Origin of the sequence: Brevundimonas sp. EAKA (assembly GCF_000698025.1) — a bacterium.
Taxonomy (GTDB): Bacteria; Pseudomonadota; Alphaproteobacteria; order Caulobacterales; family Caulobacteraceae; genus Brevundimonas; species Brevundimonas mediterranea_A.
The window spans coordinates 18,328-38,008 of the sequence record NZ_JMQR01000019.1 but is presented as its reverse complement, the minus strand read 5'-3'; the positions used below and the strand labels follow the sequence as shown (position 1 = coordinate 38,008).

Sequence of the window (19,681 nt, the reverse complement as noted above, 5' to 3'; positions counted from 1 at the left end):
TCTTCAGTTGGCCGTTGACGTCGATCGTGCCGAGATTGGCCGGCTGCTGTTGCTGATCGGCGGTGACGATCACGCCGCCCTCGGACGTTACATCGGCGGCCAGGGGCGGCGCGGCGACCAGCCTGCCCGCGGCGCCGGGGGCGGAGTCCGCCCCGGGTTCGGACGCTCCGGGCGTCGGTTCGTCCGGCGGAGCAGACGCGGGGCCAGGCGGCGCGGCGCCGGGACGGCCCGCGGCGGTGATTGGCCAGGAGGCCGAAGCGACCCGCAAGGCCTTCCACCGGGCCGCCGCCGGATCTCAGGGCGCTGCGCCGAAACCGGCCGGAAGGGCCGCCGCCCTCCAGGCCTTCTTCGTCGCCAACGCCGGCCGCGGGCTGCTGCCCGCCGGCGAGACCAGCGGCGTCCTGTCTCCCAACCTCAGAACCGAGGAGTCCTGATCATGCATCCGTTCTTTCGTCCGAGACGCGTTCAGCCGTCGGCGCCGGAGGCCACGCCCTACCAGCGCGCCGGTCAGATCTGGGACGACCGAATGGGCCTGTCCCTGGCCCATGCGCGGAACTGGCGCCGGATCGCGGTCGCCAACCTGGTCCTCGCCGGCTTCCTCGGGGCGGGCTGGTGGGTCCAGGCGGACCGCGCCGTGGTGAAACCCTTCGTGGTGGAGGTGTCCGACTGGGGCGAGACCCAGAGGATCACCGCCATCGGCGGGCGCTACGAGCCGACCGAGGCGCAGATCGGCCACGCCCTGGCGGGCTGGGTCCGCGACGTCCGCTCCAAGTCGATCGACCCCATCGTCATCCGCCAGAACTGGCTGAGGGCCTACGACCTGCTCACCCCCAAGGCGGCCAGCTTCCTCAACGCCTGGGCTGCCGCCCACGACCCCTTCGCCGAGGTCGGGCGCGAGGCCGTGAACGTCGAGGTGCTGAACGTCGTGCGGCGCACCGAGCGGACCTACGACCTGCAGTGGCGCGAGACCCGCTTCGTCAACGGCCAGCAAGCCGGCGTCGAACGCTGGCGCGCCCTGATCACGACCGGGCGGCAGGCCCCGCGCACCGAGGCCGAGCTGATGAAGAACCCCCTTGGACTGAAAATCGAGGACGTATCATGGACCCCCGACGCCTCCTGATCCTGGCCTGCCTCGGCCTGACCCTGTCCGGCTGCGCGGTGTTCCGCCCGGCGCGCCCGGATCCGACGCTCGCCGTCGCCCCCCCGGTCGTCTCCCTCGCGGCGGCGTCCGATCCCGCCGATCTCGCCGGAGATGTGGGCGCGCCGGACGCGCCGGAGCCGGGGCCCGAGCCACAGTCCGAGAGCCCCGCAGATGGAGCCGTGCCCTATGAGGCGGTCGCCGCGGCGCCGCCGGCTCCATCCGGGGTGTCGGGAAGGCGGGCGATCGCCGCCGCCAACCTGGAGGCCCGGGCCGCGTCGCGGGCCGACGCCTTCGTCGGCGGGGTACAGGTCTTCGCCTGGTCGCCGGGGCGGGTCTATGAGGTCTGGGCGGCGCCGCTGCGGGTCACCACCCTGACGCTCGGGGCCGGCGAGACCCTCGTCTCCAAGGCCGCCGGGGACACCGTTCGCTGGCAGATCGGCGAGACGACCTCGGGGGAGGGGGCCGCGGTCCGCACCCATGTCCTGCTCAAGCCGCTGGAGCGGGGTCTGGAGACCAATCTGGTCCTGACCACAAGCCGGCGGGTCTATTTCCTCGACCTGAAGAGCGGTGGGACGGACGGCTTCAACGCCGCCATCGCCTGGGACACGGGCGCGGTCGATCCGCCCGACCCCGCGCCCCTCGCGACCGCAGAGGTCAGGGTCTCCGATCCGGTGGCGATGCCGGAAGGGCCGCTCGACGCCCGCTACCGCATCGAACCCCAAGGCCGCCGCGCCCGCTGGACGCCGGTGTCGGTGTTCAACGACGGCCGCCGCACCTTCATCGCCTTCGACCCTGACCTGCAGATCGACGAGGCGCCGGCGCTGTTCGTCCTGGCCCCCGACGGCGAGGCGCAGATGGTCAACTACCGCCAGGCCGGCGGCCTCTTCATCGTCGACCGCGTGTTCGACCGCGCCGAGCTGCGGCTCGGCGACCGGCGGCCGCAGGTCGTCCGCATCCGCCGCCTCCTGGGAGCCGCACGATGAGCCCGTCTTCCAATCCTCAAGCCGAACCGCACGCCGCCGGCGAGATCGCGCCCGAGGCCGCCGCCAAGGCGCCGCCGCCCGGCCTGTCGATGCGCGCCCCGCGTCCCCCGGCGACCCGCCTGCGCAAGTCGGTGGTGCAGACCATCGTCATCGGCGGGGCGGCCCTCGTCTCGGGCTCTCTCGCCTGGGCCTTCGTCGTCCAGCCGGAACTGCGCGACAGCGCGCGGGCGCGGGCGGTCGAGGCCCGGGAGGAGGAGGTGCGCGGCGTGGTCAGGCCGGCCGAGGCCGTGACCGACCAGCCGGCGACCTACGACCGGCTGCCGGAGCCCCGCAACGCCGCCACGCCGGAGGAGGCCGTGGTTCCGCGGACGCCCGCCCCGACCCAATCGCATGACGGATACGCGCCCCGAGCCGCGCCCCGGCCCCAAGGACCGAGTCCCCGGGACTTGGCGGCGCGGTCGGGCCTGTTTTTCGAGACCGCGCAGGCGACCAGTCCGGCCGCCGGGGCGCCGCCTCCGGGGACGGCGCGCGGCCTGCGCCCGCAGAGCGACGATGTGGGCGCCATGTACAACGGCCATGTGCTGACGGCGCCGCTGTCGCCCTATGAGCTCAAGGCGGGGGCGATCATCCCGGCCGTGCTGCTGACGGGGGTCGACACCGCCCGCGCCGGACCGGTCGTGGCGACGGTGTCGCAGAATGTCTATGACTCGGTCAGCGGTCGCCACCTGATCCTGCCCCAGGGCGCCCGGCTGATCGGCCGTCATGAAGGCGACAGCGCCTATGGCGACAGACGGGCCTTCCTCGCCTGGGACCGCCTCATCCTGCCCAATGGCAAGAGCCTGTTGCTGACCGAGGAGCCGGGCGTCGATGCCCAGGGGGCGGTCGGGGTGCGCGGGCAGGTGGACCGGCGGCTGTTCCCCCTGCTGGTCGGGACCCTGTTCGCCGGAGCCATCACCACCCTGGGCCAGATCGCCCGGGACGGCGACGACCGGTCGTCGGGCGGCCTGCTCGGCGACGCCGGCGATGCGGCGGCCATCGAGGGCGCCCAGGTCGGGGGCCGGCTGGTGGACCGCGAGCTCCAGGTCCGCCCGTCGATCCGGCTGCGGCCCGGCGCGCCCGTGCGGGTGATGATCACCCGGGACCTGATCCTGGAGCCGTACCGGCCATGACCTCCCCCCTCGACAATGGAAACCGCTGGGCCGTGCTCGGCGTCAGTGTCTTCGTCCTCTGCCTCGGCGGAATTGTCGCCGATCGCACGCCGGCCCTGGCCCTGGTCAACGAGAGCCCGAGCCTGCCGCGCGGCCTGTATCTTCGCGATCCCGGAGCGGCGCCCGGTCGCGGCGCCACCGTCGCCCTGGCGCAGCCCGCGGCCGGCCGGACCTATCTGCGGTCGCTCGGCATGCCGGCCGAGGTGCTTCTGATCAAGCGCGTGGCGGCGGTCGGTGGCGACCGTGTCTGCCGGCGCGGCGACGCGATCGAACTGGCGGGCCGAAGCGTGCCGGTGCGCGGCCGCGATCGCCGGGGGGCCGTCCTGCCGCAGTGGCGGGAGTGCCGACGGCTCGGGCCCGGCGAACTGTTCCTGCTCGGCGACACGGCGGGGAGTTTCGACAGCCGGTATTTCGGGCCGATCCGCCGCGACGATGTGGAGGGGGTGTTTCGGGAGAGTCTGACATGGTGAGGACGGGTTTGGCGGCGACGGCAGCGACGGCGGTCGTGCTCTGGTCCACGGCGGCCCAGGCCCAGTCGGTCGACTGGCGCAACGCCGGCGGCGATCTGTTCGGCCGGCCGGCGGTCGAGGCGACGGTGGAGAGCGCCGACGCGGGCGGCGTGGAGCCCCGGCTCGCGCCCCTGTCGCAGCCCTTCATGGCGGCGATCGCCCGGGCGGCCGAGCGGCACGGCCTGGATCCCAAGCTCCTGCACGCCCTGGTGATCGTCGAGTCGGCCTATCGGGTCGATGCGATCTCGCCGGCGGGCGCGGGCGGATTGACCCAGTTGATGCCGGGAACGGCCGCCGACCTCGGGGTCCGGGACCGCTTCGACGTCGAGCAGAACCTGTCCGGCGGGGCCGACTATCTGGCCCGGCAGATGTTGAAATTCGGAGACGTGAGGCTGGCCCTGGCGGCGTATAATGCGGGACCGGGCCGCGTCGCCCGGCTCGGCCGCATCCCCGACATAGCCGAGACCCGGGCCTATGTGATCTCCGTCGTCGACTGCTACCTCGCCCTGACCGCCGGGCGAAGCGCCCGCAGCGCCCGGGAATGCCGGCCGCCGGAGGCCGTCCTGTGATCCCCGCGATCGAACCCGTAGAGCCGGGTCCCGGCGCGGGAGACGGCGACCTGCTGACCCGCAAGGAGGCCTCGGCCTTCCTGGTCCAGTTCGGCATCCGGATGAAGCCGGAGACCCTCGCCCGCCTCTGGTCGACCGGCGGCGACGGCCCGCCCTGCCGTCATGTCCGTCACAAGCCCTACTACCCGCGCGGCGTGCTGCGGGACTGGGCCATGGCCCAGGTCGGGGAGCTGAAGGCGTCGGCCCCGCCCGCCGCACGGGGGCGCCGCCGTGGCTGACACATCGCATGAGGCGGGACGGCTCGGGCGGACCCCCACGGTGGCGGATCTGCTGACGGATCCCGCCGTCAGCTATGCGCTGAAAGAGGTGCTGCTGGTGTGGGAGGTGCGCGATCCGGTCGACGCGGCCCGGGACGCGCGGCTCCTGGCCGAGGTGCTGGAACAGCGGGCGGACGAGGCGGTGTCATGGGCGTCGTGACCGAAGCCGCGGGCCGGCCCGGCGGCCGGGATGACCGGTTGCTGGCTTGGCCGGCCGTGCGGGACATCACCGGCCTTAGCCGCACCACGGCCTGGCGGATGCAGAAGACGGGAGACTTCCCCCTTCCGGTCGTGGTGTCTCCCGGCCGTGTTTGCTGGTGGGAGAGCGAACTGGCGGCCTGGAAGATCGCGCGGGCGCCGCGGCGTCCGGCCGAGATGCGGCCGTTCGGATCGGCGGCGGGACGTCCAACAGCCGGGGACTTGGCGGCGGAGAAAGGGCGGACCGTCGAAGACGATGTGCGACAGCCGGCGGCAGACGCCCGGGCGGGGACCCAGGAAGACGCGCCGGTGTCTGAAAGCCCGCCGCAACGGCGATCCGGACGGCCTTCGGCCAGGACGGCGCCCGGCCAGATCGCCTTCGATTTCGGTCCGTAACCTGGGCCGCGCGGGCCGTCCGCGGCGCGGTTCTGTTGGGAATCAGCCCGACGTCGCTTGAACCGGCCATGAGGGACATTGCTGGCTATGCGAAATATAACATACAATCATAATACGCAGAATATCGCATATAGCGTTCTTATGTTGTAAATCACATAATCTAGGCGTATGCATTATTCCGCATAACGCGGAGACCAGCCATGTCGTCCTTCGTCCGTTCCCCCAAGCAACTGGGCGGGGTGATCCAGCAGTTCCGCAGGGCGCGCGGCTGGAGCCAGACCGACTTGGCCCAGCGGGCCGGACTGCGTCAGGAGATGGTCTCGAAGATCGAGGCTGGCCAACCGGGATCGCGGGTCGCCTCGATCTTCGACCTCCTCGCCGCCCTCGACCTGGAGATGACCCTCGCGCCCCGGACGAAGAGTTCGTCAGCAGACATCGAGGACATCTTCTGATGGGCCGCCGCAAGACACACGCGCCTCTGAACGTACTGATCAACAATCGCCTGGCCGGGCGACTGGAGAAGGAGGCCGGCGGCGCCATCGCCTTCCAGTACGCCCGGGAATGGCTCGACTGGCCGAACCGGTTCCCGATCTCGCTGTCGTTGCCCTTGCAGGCGCCGGCGTGGCGGGGCGAGCCCGTGGTGGCGGTGTTCGACAACCTGCTCCCCGACAGCGCCAGCGTCCGCAAGCGGGTGGCCGAGAAGACGGGGGCCCAGGGAACGGACTCCTTCAGTCTGCTCGAGCAGATCGGGCGCGACTGCGTGGGCGCGATGCAGTTCCTCTCTGAAGGCGTCGAGGTCGATGCGTCCGGCGCCATCGTGGCGGATCCCATCACCGAGGCGGAGATCGAGGCCCTGCTGGCCAATCTCGCCCGGGCCCCCTTGGGGATCGACCCCGACGAGGGCTTCCGGATCTCCGTGGCCGGCGCCCAGGAGAAGACCGCGCTCCTGTTTCACGAGGGCGTCTGGAAGCGGCCGCTCGGGGCCACGCCCACGACCCATATCCTCAAGCCCGAACTCGGCGAGATCCAGATGTCGTGGGGCACCATCGACCTCAGGCACAGCGTGGATAATGAGCACTACTGCCTCGCCCTGATGGCGGCCTTCGGCCTGCCCGTCACGCGGAGCGAGATCGCCACCTTCGGCGAGCGCCGGGTGTTGGTGGTGGAGCGCTTCGACCGGCTGTGGGGGCGCGACGGTCGTCTCCTTCGTCTGCCGCAAGAGGATCTGTGCCAGGCGCTGTCGATCCCCTCGAGCCGGAAATACCAGGACAAGGGCGGGCCGGGCGTGAAGGCCGTCATGGACCGGTTGCTGGAAAGCGACGACCCGCAGACGGACCGGGCCCTGTTCTTCAAGAGCCAGATCCTGTTCTGGATGATCGGCGCCACCGACGGCCACGCCAAGAATTTCAGCCTGTTCCTCAGGCCCGGCGGCCGGTTCCGGCTCACGCCCTTCTATGATGTCCTCAGCGCCCAGCCCGCGTTCGACGCGCGCCAGATCCCGCACAAGGCGTTCCGGCTGGCCATGTCGGCCGGGGCGACGACGCACTACAAGATCGTGGATGTGCACGGCCGGCATTTCGTCGAGAGCGGCAAGGCCGCAGGCCTCGGGCCGGCCGTCATCCGTCAGGTCCTCGACGAGGTGATGGCCGAGGCGGCGACCGCCACCGACCGGGCCAGGTCCGCCATGCCGGCCGATTTCCACGACGAGGTTCACCGGTCGATCGAGGCGGTCCTCCCGCGCCGGCTGCGGCAGCTGGAAAGCGCCTGGGCCGAACTCTGAGGCTTAAGAGGCGCGCGCCTTATCCGTCGACTCGAACACTCGCCGCGCTCACTCCGCCGTGGCGGGCATTGAGTGGCGGCGGAATTGTACGCGCTCCTCGCCAACGAGCGCCGCGTCGTAGCCGGCGGCGCGCCAGGCTTGCTTCTGGACCTCCCCGGGCCCAGGCGCGCCGGCGCTTGCCCACCATTCCGGCCGGGCGGCCCTGTTCGGCAGCATGTAGCCGAGCTTGCGCTCGATCTCGCGGAAGCTGAGATCGACCTCGGCGGCGCGCTGGCGCAGGAGATAGTCACGGAGCGGATCGTATTTGGCCATCGACCCCAGAGAGCAACTCGCGGGCACGCCGACAAGGGTTTCGCTTCGCATGGCGGCCACAGGCCTCGGCGGCGGATCGCTCACCGGGCCCTCTCGATGGCCCGGCACAAAGACGGCGTCGCTCCGAACGAGCTTGGCACACGGTCCCTCAGGCAGCCCAGCGGAGCTTGATCCGCGGAACCGTGCCGGGACCGGCTGCAACGCCTGGAATGGCGCTGAAGCGCTTGGAGACGGTCTGTGCCTCAGCTGTCGCCACGACCGGGCTTGGGCATCCGCTCGACGACGTGGCTCGCCGGCCGAGCCTTGGCCACCGCGACCGGGACGAGCCGGCCGTTGGAGGCGTTGCGGCCGATCGGGAAGGTTTTTGAAGACTTGGCCATTGTGTTGGTCCTTTCAGAGATAGGGGATGTAGGCTTCGTTCAGGATGCGGCGGGCGTCATAGGTCGAGACGCCAAGAGACTTCATCACGACCTTGCCCTGTTCGGTCGCCACGGCCTTGGCGAGTTCGTCCATCTCGACCGACAGCGTCCGCAGCGCCGAAAGCTTCTCGGGCGTGTCGAAGATCGCCCGTGAACCGTCCGGGACCCGCAGGGTCTTGGCGTGACTCTCGTTCATCGTCAGGTGGTCGAGGTGACGCTGGACCTCGGCCAGGATCGCCAGTTCGTAGGAGGCGCCGACGCGCAGCGCGGCGAGATCCGCGTGGAATATGGTGGCGCCGATGTCGAAGCTCGACAGGGCGATTTTCACGCCCCGTTCTTCCTCAGCGTCGTTCTTGACGTTCTTGCACAGGCGGATGGCCTTGCGGACACCGCCGAGCGCGTGATCGCACCGGTCGCTGATCTTCTTGATGTGCAGGAAGGGCAGGTTGTCGATGGTGGTCGGCACGGACTTGTCGAGGATGGTGACGCTGCGGTCATGCTCCTGACCGCTGGTCTGGTAGTCGTAGTTGTCGAACCAGTGGGAGGGCACCACATCGACCGGTCTGGCGAGCGAGCCGCCGAAGATCTTGATGGCCTTGTTGCCCGAGCAGTCGACCGTCGCGGCCGGGTATTTGGCCTTCAGGATCGTTTCGGATTCCCGGCGAAGATTGAGGAGCGAGCCCACCGAAGTCGCGGCCGTGGCGGTGCCCGTGTAGCGCCCCGCCTGGCTCATCGCTCCCCAAGAGGTGTAGGTTTTGAAATTGGTGTCCAGCTTCAGCAGATCGACGTCGCTGACGCCGCGGATGTGGACGTTGAGCGGCACGGACCCCTGCAGCCGCCAGTCGACGGTGAAGCCGCGGGCGGTCAGGCCGGACTTGAGCTGGCCGGCGACGCGTTCGGCCGTCTCCTTGCTGATGCGGGTGTAGTCCGGATCGACTTCCTGCATGGCGCCGAGCGCATAGCGCGTGTTGGGCTGGCCCGTGGAGGCCCGGCGTTGCCAGGCCTCGCTGTGGACGCTCTTGCGAACGACATCGAGTTGAGCGGCTTCGGTCAGGCGGCCCAGCCGGTCCATGCCTTTGCGGCGGTTGTTGAGCCGGGTCAGCCGGTCATTGATGTTGATCGGCATTTCAGCCCTCCTTGGTGAGCGTCATGGTGCCGAAGGTGAAGCGGCCCAGACCGTTGAAATATTCGCCTTCGGCCGTCTTCAGGTCGGCGTCGAAGGTCATCTCGGCGTAGCCCCGATGGCCCTTGAGTTCGGGAGCGTCGATGCGGGGGTCGTTGCGGTAGCTGTAGAAGAGGCGGTAGCCGTCCGCCTCGTCCCGGATGAGGGCGGCGGTCAGGCTGTTGGAACCGGACTGGGGGGTCTTGAGGCGGACGCGGATCCGGTCCCACGTCTGTGTGATGATGATCTGGCCCGACCAGGCGTCGCCATGGGTCTGGTCCGGATTGATCGATTGGCCGGCGACCTTCCAGCGCCCCCGAAGGTCCGGAACGCCGAGCCCGGCCGCGAACCACGGATGTCGCCAGGCGTGGCGGCTGAACAGCCAGTAAAGCGCGGCGAACACCAGGCCGGCGCCGATCGGCGGCAGGAGCACGGTCGGCACGAGATCGCCGAATCCCATCATCTTGGCCAGATCGACCGCCGCCAGCAGCAGCGCGACCAAGGCGGACGAGACCGCGGCGGCGATCGTGCCGATCACCTGTCCGATCCTTGCCCGGTTGATGCCGCCCAGGACGGCGTATTCGTGATCCACTTCAGCCTCCGAGCGGGACATTGCCCTGCAGCCCAAAGCAGGCGATGGTGATTCCCGACCCGCTTAGAAACTACATGGGTCGAGTTTTGATACCCGTCAAGAGACGATAGGGGTGTTTTTGATGGCTGATGAAACCGAGCGCCGATCCTGGCCACAGATCCGCCGGTTCGAGTTCATGGAGTGGAAGCTGTTCTGGGAAGGCCGGCTGAACCGGCGCGATCTGGAAACCACCTTCGACATCTCCACGCCCCAGGCCTCGGTGGACCTGCGGAACTACCGGGACATCGCTGGCGACAACATCGTCTATGACTCCACCGAGAAGGGCTTCCTTCCTTCCGCGAACATGCGGCCGCAGTTTCTGCGCGTCTCCGCCAATCGCCTTCTTCTCCAACTCAGGGCGCTGCTCACCGGCGCCCTCCAGCGGGAGGATGTCTGGTTCCGGGACCTCCCTCCCGTCGACATGGCGCCCGAGATCGTCAGGCATGTCGACGAGACCCTGCTTCGCAGTATCCTGAAGGCGATCCGCCAGCGGCAGGCGCTGGCTATCCGCTACCAGTCCCTGTCCAGTTCACGCTGGCGCCGGATCGCGCCCCACGCCCTGGCCTTCGACGGGTATCGCTGGCATGCGCGGGCCTGGTGTTGCGAGCGGGAAGACTTCAGGGACTTCGTCCTGACCCGGATCGACGAAGTCGGGCCGCTGGAACCTGCGGTCTACGAAATCGAGGACGACGTCGAATGGAGCCGGACGATCACGCTCGAGCTCTGCGCGCACGCAGGACTGGATGCAGAGAAGCGGCGGGCCATCGAACTCGATTATCATATGACGGACGGGTGCCGCGAAATCGAGGTTCGGCTCTCTATGGCCTACTACTTCATCCGGCGGATGAACCTGGACCTACCGGATCTGCCGCCTGCCCGCGCCCAGATCCAGATGAGAAACCTGGACGCGGTGCAGGCGGCGATCGAGCAGTCGAAAGTCGACATGAAGGCGTTGGTGGAAGCCAGAAGGACGGTTGCGGACTAGGCCTTCCGTCCGGCCGGCCGGATCAATCGTAGCGAAGTCGCTCGTTCATCCTGGCGAATGGAGGCACGACGGCGTCGGGATACGAACGCCTGTGCAGCCGGGAGACGGCGGGACCGAAGGACTCGATATCCGGTTCGATCAGATGCGCCATGATGTCGGCCAGTCGAGGAACATCGGCGATGCGATGCTGCGCCATTCGGGCGAGGGCGGTCTCCCTTGCGACGCCCGAAGACCAGACGCTGCTGCGCGGCGGCGTGAAATGAGACTCAGCCGTTTTCCCCTCGATGTATAACCACGGATCAACGCGGTTGATCTGACCGTCGTGGACTCGCCAGAGCGGGTAGTAGTCCCTGGAGAACAGAACCTCGGACCCGTCCGTCAGGGTCCAGAAGCCGTAGGGCAGCCAGAGGCGCGAGGGGATGAAATCAGGCAGCGGGGACCGGGGCGTGATCACCTCGAAATCCGCGCGTGTCGCTCGGCCCGCGTCCAGCAGAATGGTGGTGGGTCGACCGGGGATCAGCAGATAGGCCGCTGTTCGGCCGTCGGCCTTGTCCCGGACGACCGTGCCGGGCCTTCCGCGTTCCGCTGGCCCGAACAGGCGTTGCCGCCATAGCCTGGCCCGAAGATCCAACTGCGCATCCAGCGTCCATGGAGAGGACCCGAACAGCCGTGCTCTGGAAGTGGCGTACTGGACGTCGGAGTCCCGCAGCCCGGTGAGGTCAGACAGTTCCGAGATGATCCGGGGAATTTCAGGACCCGCTGGATCGACAGGATTGTCCGGCCCGGGGTTCATCGAGAAGTCGTGCCAGTCCCGGTAACCGAGACACTGCGCGAGAGAGGCCTGAACGTTGGACAGCGACGGCGCTCCCGCGAGACGCGCGAGATTTTTTGCGGCCTGCTTGGGCCGCGACAGATCCGTGAATTGAATACGCATTAAACCGTTCCGACGGTGCTTGGAGCGACGTGTCCACTAGGCCCGCGCACCTGGAAGGGTTCTGACGGGGGTATCGATGGTTCCTGCCCGTGAGCTTCGCCATTGTGGACGGCATGGCCGGATCAGCCAGCTGTCAGCATATCGGCTTGCGTTGCGATCTCAACCCTCAGCGGCGTGGGTTGGAGCGCGAGGGAAGGCGAGCGCGGCATCGTCAGTGCCGGACGTCCCAAAGGTGCATGTAGCGGGGAATGCGCCGGCCCAACCCTGGTCGCGAATCGTGCGGCCCGTGGAACCCGGAAAAACGCCGCGAAGCGGCCACGAACCCCCTGAAACCGCCCCCGCCTGAAACTATTTCGCAGAACGCGGTTTGCTACCCATGTGCTACCCAGAACGAACAAGGGGTTAGCAGTTTCCTGCTAACCCCTTGAAAAATTGGTGGAGCTTAGCGGAGTCGAACCGCTGACCTCTTGCATGCCATGCAAGCGCTCTACCAACTGAGCTAAAGCCCCGGACCTTGCGGTCTGGTCCGCCCGGTTCATCTTGCGATGGCCCCCGGCGAGGCGGCGGAACCTATGTCAGAGCTTTTTTGCGATCAAGCCCGTTTCGACATTTATTTTCGCATCGGTTCCGGGTGCGAAAAAACACAGCGATTTCAAACCAAAAGAGGGCTGAAATCGACCGTCCGCCGCAGTTCCTAGCGGGAAATGCGGCGGACGCAACAAGAAAGATCAGTCGTCGTCGCGCGACGGCTTGGCGATCTCGTCCTCGATGGAGTCATCGTCGTCGTCTTCGATGAACGGCACGGAGTCGTCATCGTCGTCGGCCAGGTCGTCGTCGCCGTCGGTGGCGCCCATGCCGGCTTCTTCGGAAGCGTCAGCGGGGGCGTCGTCGTCATCGTCGTCGGGCGTCAGGATCGGCTCATGGCCCTCCTCGTCGATCTCCGGAGCCCGGATCTCTTCTTCCTCGTCCTCGTCGGACTCGGCCTTCTTGTCCTTGACCTGATCTTCGGTCTCTTCGTCGTCGGCGGGATAGCCGGGACGCACGCGACGGCTGCGCAGCTTCAGCGCCTCTTCGGGATCGAAGTCGGTCGCGCATTTGGGGCAGTGTGCGGGGCGGCGGTTCAGGTCGTAGAACTTAGCCTGGCAGTTCGGGCAAACCTGTTTGGCGCCCAGTTCGGGATTGGCCACGTTTGGAACCTTCAACGGGTTGAATTCGGGGCGGTCCCTTGCCACCCCTAGGAGCCGCTGTCAAAAGCTGTCTTTCGCGCCGCCCGCGCGGCCCTTTCGCGAACGCAGCCTGAAGCGGGTGATTATGCCGTCCCAACTGACTTCCAGACGCTCTGACGCCCTTGCCGGAACGGTTCGCGCGCCCGGCGACAAGTCGATGTCACACCGCTCGATGATTCTGGGCGGCATGGCCGCCGGCGTCACCGAGGTCGAGGGTTTGCTGGAAGGCGACGACGTCCTGGCCACCGCCCGCGCGGTCGAAGCCTTCGGCGCCAGGGTCCAGCGGACCGGCGACGGCAAATGGCGGATCGAAGGGGCGGGGGGCTTCAAGACGCCCCAGTCCGTGATCGACTGCGGCAACGCGGGCACCGGGGTGCGCCTGCTGATGGGGGCGGCCGCCGGCTATCCGCTGATGGCGACCTTCGACGGCGACGGCTCGCTGCGGAAGCGGCCGATGAAGCGCGTCACCCGGCCGCTGGCGGACATGGGCGCCCGGTTCGGCTGGCTGGCGGCCGAGGACCGGCTTCCGGTCGCCCTGACCGGCGGAACCCTGACGGCGATCGACTATGTGCAGACCGTGGCCTCGGCCCAGGTCAAGTCGGCCATACTTCTGGCCGGGCTGAACGCCCAGGGCGTCACCTCGGTGACGGAGCCGGAAAAGAGCCGCGACCATACGGAACGGATGCTGCGCGCCTTCGGCGCCGAAGTCGGGGTGGAAGAGATGGGCGAGGGCTGGAAGGTCACCCTGAAGGGCGGTCAGGCTCTGAGCGGAACCTTCGTCGCCGTGCCGGGCGATCCGTCTTCCGCCGCCTTCCCGCTGGCGGCGGGCCTGGTGGTTCCGGGCTCGGTGGTGACGGTCGAGGGGGTGATGCTGAACCCCCTGCGCACTGGTCTGTTCGACACCTGGCTCGAAATGGGCGCCGACCTGACCATATCGAACCGGCGTCAGGCCGGCGGCGAGGACGTCGGCGACATCACCGCCCGCCATTCGGCCCTGAAGGGCGTGGTCGTGCCGGAAGCCCGCGCCGCCTCGATGATCGACGAATATCCGATCCTGGCCGCGACAGCTGCCTTCGCCGACGGCGTCACCGTCATGCGCGGCGTGGGCGAAATGCGGGTCAAGGAAAGCGACCGGATCTCGCTGATGGTCGAGGGCCTGCGCGCCTGCGGCGTCCAGGTCGAGGAGGAGCCCGAGGGCTTCATCGTCACGGGCGCCGCCACGGTGACGGGCGGCGGGACCGTCCACACCGCCCACGATCACCGCATCGCCATGAGCCACCTGGTCCTGGGCCTGGCCGCCGATCAGCCGGTCTCGGTCGACGAACCCGGCATGATCGCCACCAGCTTCCCTGGCTTCGTCGAAATGATGAACGGCCTGGGCGGGCGGATCGCTTGACGAAATGTCGCCTATAGACGACAGTGAGCGGGTTGCGTTAGAACTGGCACCGCAGTTCGTGAGCTGGCGTTCAAGACTGCGAGATGCTCGGGCGCTGGCCAGGATCGCCGACCGGCTGACCCGGCTTCAGTTTGGACACTGGGGCGACGTCAAGCCCGTAGGCGAGGGCGTCAGCGAACTGCGGATCGACGTCGGCCCTGGCTATCGGGTGTATGTGTTTCAGCGGAACCGCACCTGGGTCGTCGTGCTCGGAGGCGGCGACAAGTCGTCTCAAAAGCGGGACATCGAGGCGGCGTTGCTTCTGGCGAGAGAGTTGAGACATGCCGATTGAAACTGTTCCCTTCGACGCGGCCGACTTCCTCGATACGCCTGAGGCGGTCGAGGAGTTTCTGGTGGCTTCGTTCGAGTCCGCCGCCGAGCTCGGCGATCCGCGCATCATCACCAACGCCCTGGGCGTCGTCGCCCGGGCCAAGGGCATGACCCAGATGGCGCGGGACGCGGACCTGTCGCGCACGGCCCTCTATCGGGCGCTCAGCGAGGAGGGGCGGCCCGAGCTTTCGACCATTTTCAAGGTGATGCAGGCCCTGGGCCTTCGCCTCGCCCCCGTTCGCGTGGACTCCGCCGCCTGATGTCGCTGATCATCGCTGTCGACGGCCCGGCCGCCTCGGGCAAGGGCACCATCGCCGCGCGGCTGGCGCAAACCTATGGCCTGCCGCACCTGGACACCGGCCTGCTGTACCGCGCCGTGGGCGTCAAACTGCTTGAGGCCGGCGGTTCGCTGGACGACGAGGCGGCCGCGACCCAGGTCGCTCGATCCTTGGACGCCGCCGACGTGTCTGAAGATCCCCGCTTGACCACCGGCGAGGCGGGCGAGGCGGCCAGCCGTGTCGCCGGCCATCCCGGCGTGCGCGCCGCCCTGCTGGACCTGCAGCAGGCCTTTGCGGCCCAGGCGGGGGGCGCCGTGCTGGACGGCCGCGACATCGGCACGGTGATCGCCCCGGACGCCCCGGCCAAACTGTTCGTCACCGCCACGCCCCGGGTCCGCGCCGACCGCCGCTGGAAACAGTTGACGGCGCGGGGTTTCGACATCGGCTTCGACGACATGCTGGCCGACATTCAGCGCCGGGACGAGCGCGACGCCGGTCGCGGCGCGGCGCCGATGGTCCAGGCCGAAGACGCGGTCTTGCTGGATACCACCGACATGGGTATAGAGGCGGCCTTCGATGCGGCCCGCCGTATCGTCGAGGCGGCGCGCGTGAAACACGGTCTCTGACCGGTTTCGCAAATCCAACGCGTCCATCCTCGGCTTCCGCGGGCGTTTTGATCGTTCTGAACGGCCTCGCATCCTGACGACCTGCCTATCTTTTCCTCTCGCCTCGGCGCAGCGCTTTGCTGTGTGAGGGGCGTCCACCTCGCGCGGGGCCGTTCGGTCGCGCGCCACAGCCCTACCGGAAACACCAGAGCTTCATGTCTGATACTCTCAATCCCACGCGCGACGACTTCTCGGCGCTGCTCGACGAACAGCTTCAGGGTCGCGACTTCGGCGAAGGCCAGGTCGTTCACGGCCGCGTCGTCGGCATCGAAAAAGACATCGTCATCATCGACGTCGGCCTGAAGACCGAAGGCCGCATCTCGATGCGCGAATTCGGCCAGGGCGAAGACGCCAAGCTGCCGAAGGTCGGCGACAACGTCGAGGTTTACCTGGAGCGCGTCGAGAACGCCCTGGGCGAAGCCGTCATCAGCCGTGACAAGGCCCGCCGCGAAGAAGCCTGGACCCGTCTGGAAGTCGTGTTCGCCGAAGGCCAGCCGGTCAACGGCGCCATCGTCGGTCGCGTCAAGGGCGGCTTCACCGTCGACCTGGGCGGCGCCTCGGCCTTCCTGCCCGGCTCGCAGGTGGACATCCGTCCGGTGCGCGACGTCGGCCCGCTGATGGGCAAGGAACAACCGTTCCAGATCCTGAAGATGGACCGTCCGCGCGGCAACATCGTCGTCTCGCGTCGCGCCATCCTGGAAGAAGCCCGCGCCGAACAGCGCACCGAGCTGGTCGGCCAGCTGCAAGAGGGCGAAGTCCGCGAAGGCGTGGTCAAGAACATCACCGACTACGGCGCGTTCGTGGACCTGGGCGGCATCGACGGCCTGCTGCACGTCACCGACATGTCGTGGAAGCGCGTCTCGCACCCGTCGCAGGTTCTCGCCGTCGGCGACACCGTCAAGGTCCAGATCGTCAAGATCAACCCGGACACCCAACGTATCTCGCTGGGCATGAAGCAACTGCAGTCGGACCCCTGGGACGGCGTGGAAGCCAAGTATCCGGTCGGCGCCAAGTACACGGGCCGCATCACCAACATCACCGACTACGGCGCCTTCGTGGAGCTGGAAGCCGGGGTCGAGGGCCTGGTGCACGTCTCGGAAATGTCCTGGACCAAGAAGAACGTCCATCCGGGCAAGATCGTCTCCACCTCTCAGGAAGTGGACGTGGTCGTCCTGGACGTCGACGCCTCCAAGCGCCGCATCTCGCTGGGCCTGAAACAGGCTCAGGACAATCCGTGGGACGCCTTCGTCGCCAACAACCCGATCGGCTCGACCGTCGAGGGCGAAGTCAAGAACGCCACCGAGTTCGGCCTGTTCATCGGCCTGGACAACGACATCGACGGCATGGTCCACCTGTCCGACCTCGACTGGTCGGTCTCGGGTGAAGAAGCCATCCAGCGCTACCGCAAGGGCGAGATGGTCAAGGCCAAGGTCCTGGACGTCGACGTCGAGAAGGAACGCGTCTCGCTGGGCATCAAGCAGCTGGGCGGCGATCCGATCGGCGAGGGCGACACCTATCGCCGCGGCCAGCAGATCACCGTCACCGTCTCGTCGATCGAGTCGGGCGGCATCGAGGTCAAGTTCGGTGAAGACGACGCGCCGGTCACGGCCTTCGTCCGCAAGTCGGACCTGTCGCGCGACCGTAACGAGCAACGTCCGGAACGCTTCGCCGTCGGCGACCGCGTCGACGCCATGATCACCGCCGTGGACAAGGCCTCGCGCCGCGTCTCGGTGTCGATCAAGGCGCTGGAAATGAAGGACGAACAGGAAGCCATCGAACAGTTCGGCTCGTCCGACTCGGGCGCTTCTCTGGGCGACATCCTGGGCGCCGCGCTGAAGAACGCCGGCACCAAGGAGTAGGCGCTCAAGCTGCGGAGCGCCGCGCGCTCCGCGGTAGCGTAAAAAAGATGAGGGCGGCGGGAGCGATCCCGCCGCCCTTTTCTCTTTTTGGCGCACCGGCATGAGCGGAACCGGACATAAATCATGCGAATGCCGCCCCTCCTTGGCGGATAAGGGCTTTTTCACGCGGCGAGCGAGGGTTAGTGTGCGGCTTCTGGATCGTCGGCGAGCGCTGGCCTGTCGATCGCGAGCTGGCAGGGGCCCTGATGATCAAGTCTGAACTGATCGAAAAGCTGGCGGCCGAGAACACCCACCTGACCCATGCGGAGGTGGAGCGGCTGGTGAATGTCATCCTCGGCAAGATGACCGGGGCCTTGTCCGAGGGCGGCCGGGTCGAGTTGCGCGGCTTCGGCGCCTTTTCGGTGCGGTCCCGTCCGGCGCGCTTGGGTCGCAATCCGCGCACCGGCGAGACGGTCGAGGTGCCGGCCAAGGCCGTGCCCTTCTTCAAGAGCGGCAAGGAACTGCGCGAGCGTCTGAACGCGTCCGGCGACGCCTGAATTTCCACGTCCTGACTGCCAAGAGAGTTTGCGAATGAGCCTGCTGTCCGAGTTCCGCGAGTTCGCGGTCAAGGGGAACGTCGTCGATCTGGCGGTCGGGGTGATCATCGGCGCGGCCTTCAACGGCATCGTCAAGAGCCTGGTCGATCAGGTCGTCATGCCCCCCATCGGCCTGTTGACCGGCGGCATCGACTTTTCCGAACTGGAATGGGTGCTGCGGCGCGAGAATCCGGCGACCGAGGCGGTCGAGAAGGTGGCGATTCAGTACGGCGCCTTCGCCAACACCGTGATCCAATTCCTGATCGTCGCCTTCGTGGTCTTCCTGGTGGTCAAGGGCGTCAACAGCATGCGGCGCCAGGAGGCGGCCAAGCCCGATCCGGCGCCCTCGGCCCCCACGCCGATCGAATCCCTGCTGGTCGAGATTCGCGACGCGCTGAAGGCGCGTCCCTGAAGCCGGAATTTCCCGCCGGCCGGTCGGGGTCAGGCCTTCCAGAACCCACCCTGGACCGCTGAGGCGCGGACCGGCGCGCGCCGGGCGCGGGGTTGAGGCACGGGGCGGGCGCAGACGGCGTAGTCGCCGTCGAACGGCGTCGGCGCCCAGGTTTCAGCCAGGACCGGGTCATCGACGCGCGCGTGACAATGCCCCCAGCCGCCTTCGCGCCGCGCCTTGGGCGGCAGGGCGCCCAGATGGTCCAGGATGTCCGGATTGGTCACCGGCAACCGCACCTTGGCCGCGCCCAGCGCCCGCGCATTGTCGATCAGGACGCCCGCCAGGACTTCGATCGCTTCGGGGTCCGTCTGCAGCGCCGTCAGATCGATGATGTCGAGGCACGGCGGTTCGATCGGGCTGGTCTTGGTCATCATCGCCGTCGCCGTCCCCACCAGTCGTCCGTCGCGCATCCGCCCCAGCAGGATGGGGGGCAAGGTCTGGTCCGGGTCGGCCAGGCGCCACGCCATGATCTCGGGCCCCCGGTCCGCCAGCAGCCGCCCCTCGGCCGTCAGCGCACGCCAGAAGTCGGCATAGGGCGAGTTTTCCCTGACATCGCGCAGCACGACGACGTCGTCCGGCAATTGCAGGCGTGGAGGCTGGAACAGGCGTGCGTTCATCAGGGGCTCGCCGAGACGTCGGGCCTGCTCCGCCGAAATCCCGCCCAGCAGACGCCGCAGCAGTCGACCCTTCAGACAGGTCAGCGGATCCACCATCCAGGACAGTTTCAGGGCGTGGGTCTCCGTCGGCCCCGGCTTGAGGCCGAACAGCCGATAAAGCGGCGCCGCGCGGGGATTGGCGTTCAGCGTATAGCAGGCGAACAGGTCGGGCTGAGCCAGGATCGCCTTGATCAGACAGCGGCTGGCGCCGGTGCGTTCCGGCGGCACGATGATGGAAAAGCCCGTCGCCGCGTACAGGCTTTCATCGTCCTTGCAGAATCTCTGGATCAGATTGCCCAGCATGGCGACCGGTTCGTCCCGCCGATCGGCGACGACCCAGCCGAAGGGCGCGTCGATGTCGCGGCGCGCCGGATTGTCCTCCAGCCAGCGCCACCCCGCCTGCGATCGCTCCGGCCACCCGACCTGACGATGCAGCCTGTTCAGGGCCTCGTAGTCGGATCTGCGGATGGGTCGCACGGACATCGGCGCTCCTTCCCATAATGAAACCGGGACTGCTGCTCGAGGGCGCACAGTGCAGAGGCCGGGCCAAAGTGGCCTTTGTCAGACAGTGAAGGGAGGGGGCGCGACAGCCTTAACACTTGTTCGCATTTGCCTGCTGTGCTGGGTATGCCCCTTTCGCGCGCCCAGTTGCGGCGCGGCAG

At 68.1% G+C, this 19,681-nt stretch carries 25 protein-coding genes, 1 tRNA gene and 1 pseudogene; 18 read left to right on the top strand and 9 right to left on the bottom strand.

Annotated features, from left to right (window positions below):
• A pseudogene (locus tag ER13_RS18960) lies at positions 1 to 268 on the bottom strand (hypothetical protein); the annotation flags it as partial.
• 168 nt (positions 269 to 436) lie between these two features.
• Between ER13_RS18960 and trbF the strand changes: the two are divergent.
• From trbF to ER13_RS04580, 10 genes are all read left to right on the top strand, one after another.
• Entirely contained in the window at positions 437 to 1,120 is a 684-nt protein-coding gene (trbF, locus tag ER13_RS04620) for a conjugal transfer protein TrbF (protein WP_035307030.1), read from the top strand.
• Positions 1,099 to 2,124: a TrbG/VirB9 family P-type conjugative transfer protein gene (locus ER13_RS04615; protein WP_035307028.1), complete on the top strand. Its 1,026-nt coding sequence runs from the start codon at positions 1,099 to 1,101 to the stop codon at positions 2,122 to 2,124. Before trbF ends, ER13_RS04615 begins: the two co-directional genes overlap by 22 nt.
• A complete protein-coding gene (locus tag ER13_RS17665; RefSeq protein ID WP_052004873.1) occupies positions 2,121 to 3,293 on the top strand; it encodes a TrbI/VirB10 family protein in 1,173 nt (390 codons plus the stop codon). Before ER13_RS04615 ends, ER13_RS17665 begins: the two co-directional genes overlap by 4 nt.
• Positions 3,290 to 3,802 (top strand): S26 family signal peptidase, encoded by a 513-nt coding sequence (locus ER13_RS17915; protein WP_081836127.1) that lies wholly within the window; start codon positions 3,290 to 3,292, stop codon positions 3,800 to 3,802. The genes ER13_RS17665 and ER13_RS17915 overlap by 4 nt, the downstream gene beginning before the upstream one ends.
• A complete protein-coding gene (locus ER13_RS04600) occupies positions 3,796 to 4,410 on the top strand; it encodes a lytic transglycosylase domain-containing protein (RefSeq protein WP_035307025.1) in 615 nt (204 codons plus the stop codon). The genes ER13_RS17915 and ER13_RS04600 overlap by 7 nt, the downstream gene beginning before the upstream one ends.
• Positions 4,407 to 4,688, top strand: coding sequence for a hypothetical protein (locus tag ER13_RS04595; protein ID WP_052004877.1), 282 nt, complete (start codon positions 4,407 to 4,409; stop codon positions 4,686 to 4,688). Before ER13_RS04600 ends, ER13_RS04595 begins: the two co-directional genes overlap by 4 nt.
• Positions 4,681 to 4,887 (top strand): hypothetical protein, encoded by a 207-nt coding sequence (locus ER13_RS18295; RefSeq protein ID WP_155988089.1) that lies wholly within the window; start codon positions 4,681 to 4,683, stop codon positions 4,885 to 4,887. The genes ER13_RS04595 and ER13_RS18295 overlap by 8 nt, the downstream gene beginning before the upstream one ends.
• Positions 4,875 to 5,321 (top strand): AlpA family transcriptional regulator, encoded by a 447-nt coding sequence (locus ER13_RS17660; protein WP_052004871.1) that lies wholly within the window; start codon positions 4,875 to 4,877, stop codon positions 5,319 to 5,321. Before ER13_RS18295 ends, ER13_RS17660 begins: the two co-directional genes overlap by 13 nt.
• A 200-nt stretch (positions 5,322 to 5,521) precedes the next feature.
• Positions 5,522 to 5,773, top strand: coding sequence for a helix-turn-helix domain-containing protein (locus ER13_RS04585; protein WP_035307023.1), 252 nt, complete (start codon positions 5,522 to 5,524; stop codon positions 5,771 to 5,773).
• The gene (locus tag ER13_RS04580) at positions 5,773 to 7,101 is read left to right on the top strand and encodes a type II toxin-antitoxin system HipA family toxin (RefSeq protein WP_035307022.1); all 1,329 of its coding nucleotides are present in this window, start codon (positions 5,773 to 5,775) and stop codon (positions 7,099 to 7,101) included. The genes ER13_RS04585 and ER13_RS04580 overlap by 1 nt, the downstream gene beginning before the upstream one ends.
• Positions 7,102 to 7,149: 48 nt before the next feature.
• Here the strand turns inward: ER13_RS04580 and ER13_RS04575 are convergent, their stop codons facing one another.
• The 4 genes from ER13_RS04575 to ER13_RS04565 form a co-directional block, all read right to left on the bottom strand.
• Entirely contained in the window at positions 7,150 to 7,413 is a 264-nt protein-coding gene (locus ER13_RS04575) for a hypothetical protein (RefSeq protein WP_035307049.1), read from the bottom strand.
• A 242-nt stretch (positions 7,414 to 7,655) separates the two neighbouring features.
• Positions 7,656 to 7,793: a hypothetical protein gene (locus ER13_RS18290; protein WP_155988088.1), complete on the bottom strand. Its 138-nt coding sequence runs from the start codon at positions 7,791 to 7,793 to the stop codon at positions 7,656 to 7,658.
• 13 nt (positions 7,794 to 7,806) lie between these two features.
• Complete coding sequence (locus ER13_RS04570; RefSeq protein WP_035307020.1) at positions 7,807 to 8,958, bottom strand: hypothetical protein; 1,152 nt, start codon at positions 8,956 to 8,958, stop codon at positions 7,807 to 7,809.
• Position 8,959: 1 nt separating this feature from the next.
• Positions 8,960 to 9,607, bottom strand: coding sequence for a hypothetical protein (locus tag ER13_RS04565; RefSeq protein ID WP_035307019.1), 648 nt, complete (start codon positions 9,605 to 9,607; stop codon positions 8,960 to 8,962).
• 154 nt (positions 9,608 to 9,761) lie between these two features.
• Between ER13_RS04565 and ER13_RS04560 the strand changes: the two genes are divergently transcribed.
• Positions 9,762 to 10,610, top strand: coding sequence for a YafY family protein (locus tag ER13_RS04560; RefSeq protein WP_197019727.1), 849 nt, complete (start codon positions 9,762 to 9,764; stop codon positions 10,608 to 10,610).
• A gap of 22 nt (positions 10,611 to 10,632) precedes the next feature.
• Here ER13_RS04560 and ER13_RS04555 read toward each other — a convergent pair whose 3' ends face one another.
• The 3 genes from ER13_RS04555 to ER13_RS04545 all read right to left on the bottom strand — a co-directional run bounded on the left by ER13_RS04555 (position 10,633) and on the right by ER13_RS04545 (position 12,731).
• Positions 10,633 to 11,544, bottom strand: a complete 912-nt coding sequence (locus ER13_RS04555) for a hypothetical protein (RefSeq protein WP_035307013.1) — start codon at positions 11,542 to 11,544, stop codon at positions 10,633 to 10,635.
• 433 nt (positions 11,545 to 11,977) lie between these two features.
• A tRNA-Ala gene (locus ER13_RS04550) sits at positions 11,978 to 12,053 on the bottom strand.
• A 219-nt stretch (positions 12,054 to 12,272) separates the two neighbouring features.
• Positions 12,273 to 12,731, bottom strand: a complete 459-nt coding sequence (locus tag ER13_RS04545; protein ID WP_008261678.1) for a TIGR02300 family protein — start codon at positions 12,729 to 12,731, stop codon at positions 12,273 to 12,275.
• A gap of 124 nt (positions 12,732 to 12,855) precedes the next feature.
• Here ER13_RS04545 and aroA point away from each other — a divergent pair, with 124 nt between their 5' ends.
• The 7 genes from aroA (at position 12,856) to mscL (ending at position 18,324) form a co-directional block, all read left to right on the top strand.
• Positions 12,856 to 14,166 carry a 3-phosphoshikimate 1-carboxyvinyltransferase gene (gene aroA, locus ER13_RS04540; protein WP_035307012.1) on the top strand — a complete coding sequence of 437 codons (1,311 nt, stop codon included), beginning with the start codon at positions 12,856 to 12,858 and terminating at the stop codon, positions 14,164 to 14,166.
• Positions 14,167 to 14,170: 4 nt separating this feature from the next.
• Positions 14,171 to 14,497: a type II toxin-antitoxin system RelE/ParE family toxin gene (locus ER13_RS04535; protein ID WP_052004866.1), complete on the top strand. Its 327-nt coding sequence runs from the start codon at positions 14,171 to 14,173 to the stop codon at positions 14,495 to 14,497.
• Positions 14,487 to 14,795 carry an addiction module antidote protein gene (locus ER13_RS04530; protein WP_035307008.1) on the top strand — a complete coding sequence of 103 codons (309 nt, stop codon included), beginning with the start codon at positions 14,487 to 14,489 and terminating at the stop codon, positions 14,793 to 14,795. The genes ER13_RS04535 and ER13_RS04530 overlap by 11 nt, the downstream gene beginning before the upstream one ends.
• Positions 14,795 to 15,439: a (d)CMP kinase gene (cmk, locus tag ER13_RS04525; protein ID WP_035307007.1), complete on the top strand. Its 645-nt coding sequence runs from the start codon at positions 14,795 to 14,797 to the stop codon at positions 15,437 to 15,439. The genes ER13_RS04530 and cmk overlap by 1 nt, the downstream gene beginning before the upstream one ends.
• A 194-nt stretch (positions 15,440 to 15,633) precedes the next feature.
• Entirely contained in the window at positions 15,634 to 17,337 is a 1,704-nt protein-coding gene (rpsA, locus tag ER13_RS04520) for a 30S ribosomal protein S1 (protein ID WP_008262491.1), read from the top strand.
• Positions 17,338 to 17,582: 245 nt separating this feature from the next.
• Positions 17,583 to 17,873 carry an integration host factor subunit beta gene (locus tag ER13_RS04515; RefSeq protein ID WP_035307045.1) on the top strand — a complete coding sequence of 97 codons (291 nt, stop codon included), beginning with the start codon at positions 17,583 to 17,585 and terminating at the stop codon, positions 17,871 to 17,873.
• A gap of 34 nt (positions 17,874 to 17,907) precedes the next feature.
• A complete protein-coding gene (mscL, locus tag ER13_RS04510) occupies positions 17,908 to 18,324 on the top strand; it encodes a large-conductance mechanosensitive channel protein MscL (RefSeq protein ID WP_008263083.1) in 417 nt (138 codons plus the stop codon).
• 29 nt (positions 18,325 to 18,353) lie between these two features.
• On the opposite strand, the gene ER13_RS04505 is transcribed toward mscL, so the two are convergent.
• Positions 18,354 to 19,502 carry a GNAT family N-acetyltransferase gene (locus tag ER13_RS04505; protein ID WP_035307004.1) on the bottom strand — a complete coding sequence of 383 codons (1,149 nt, stop codon included), beginning with the start codon at positions 19,500 to 19,502 and terminating at the stop codon, positions 18,354 to 18,356.
• Positions 19,503 to 19,681 lie beyond the last annotated feature (179 nt).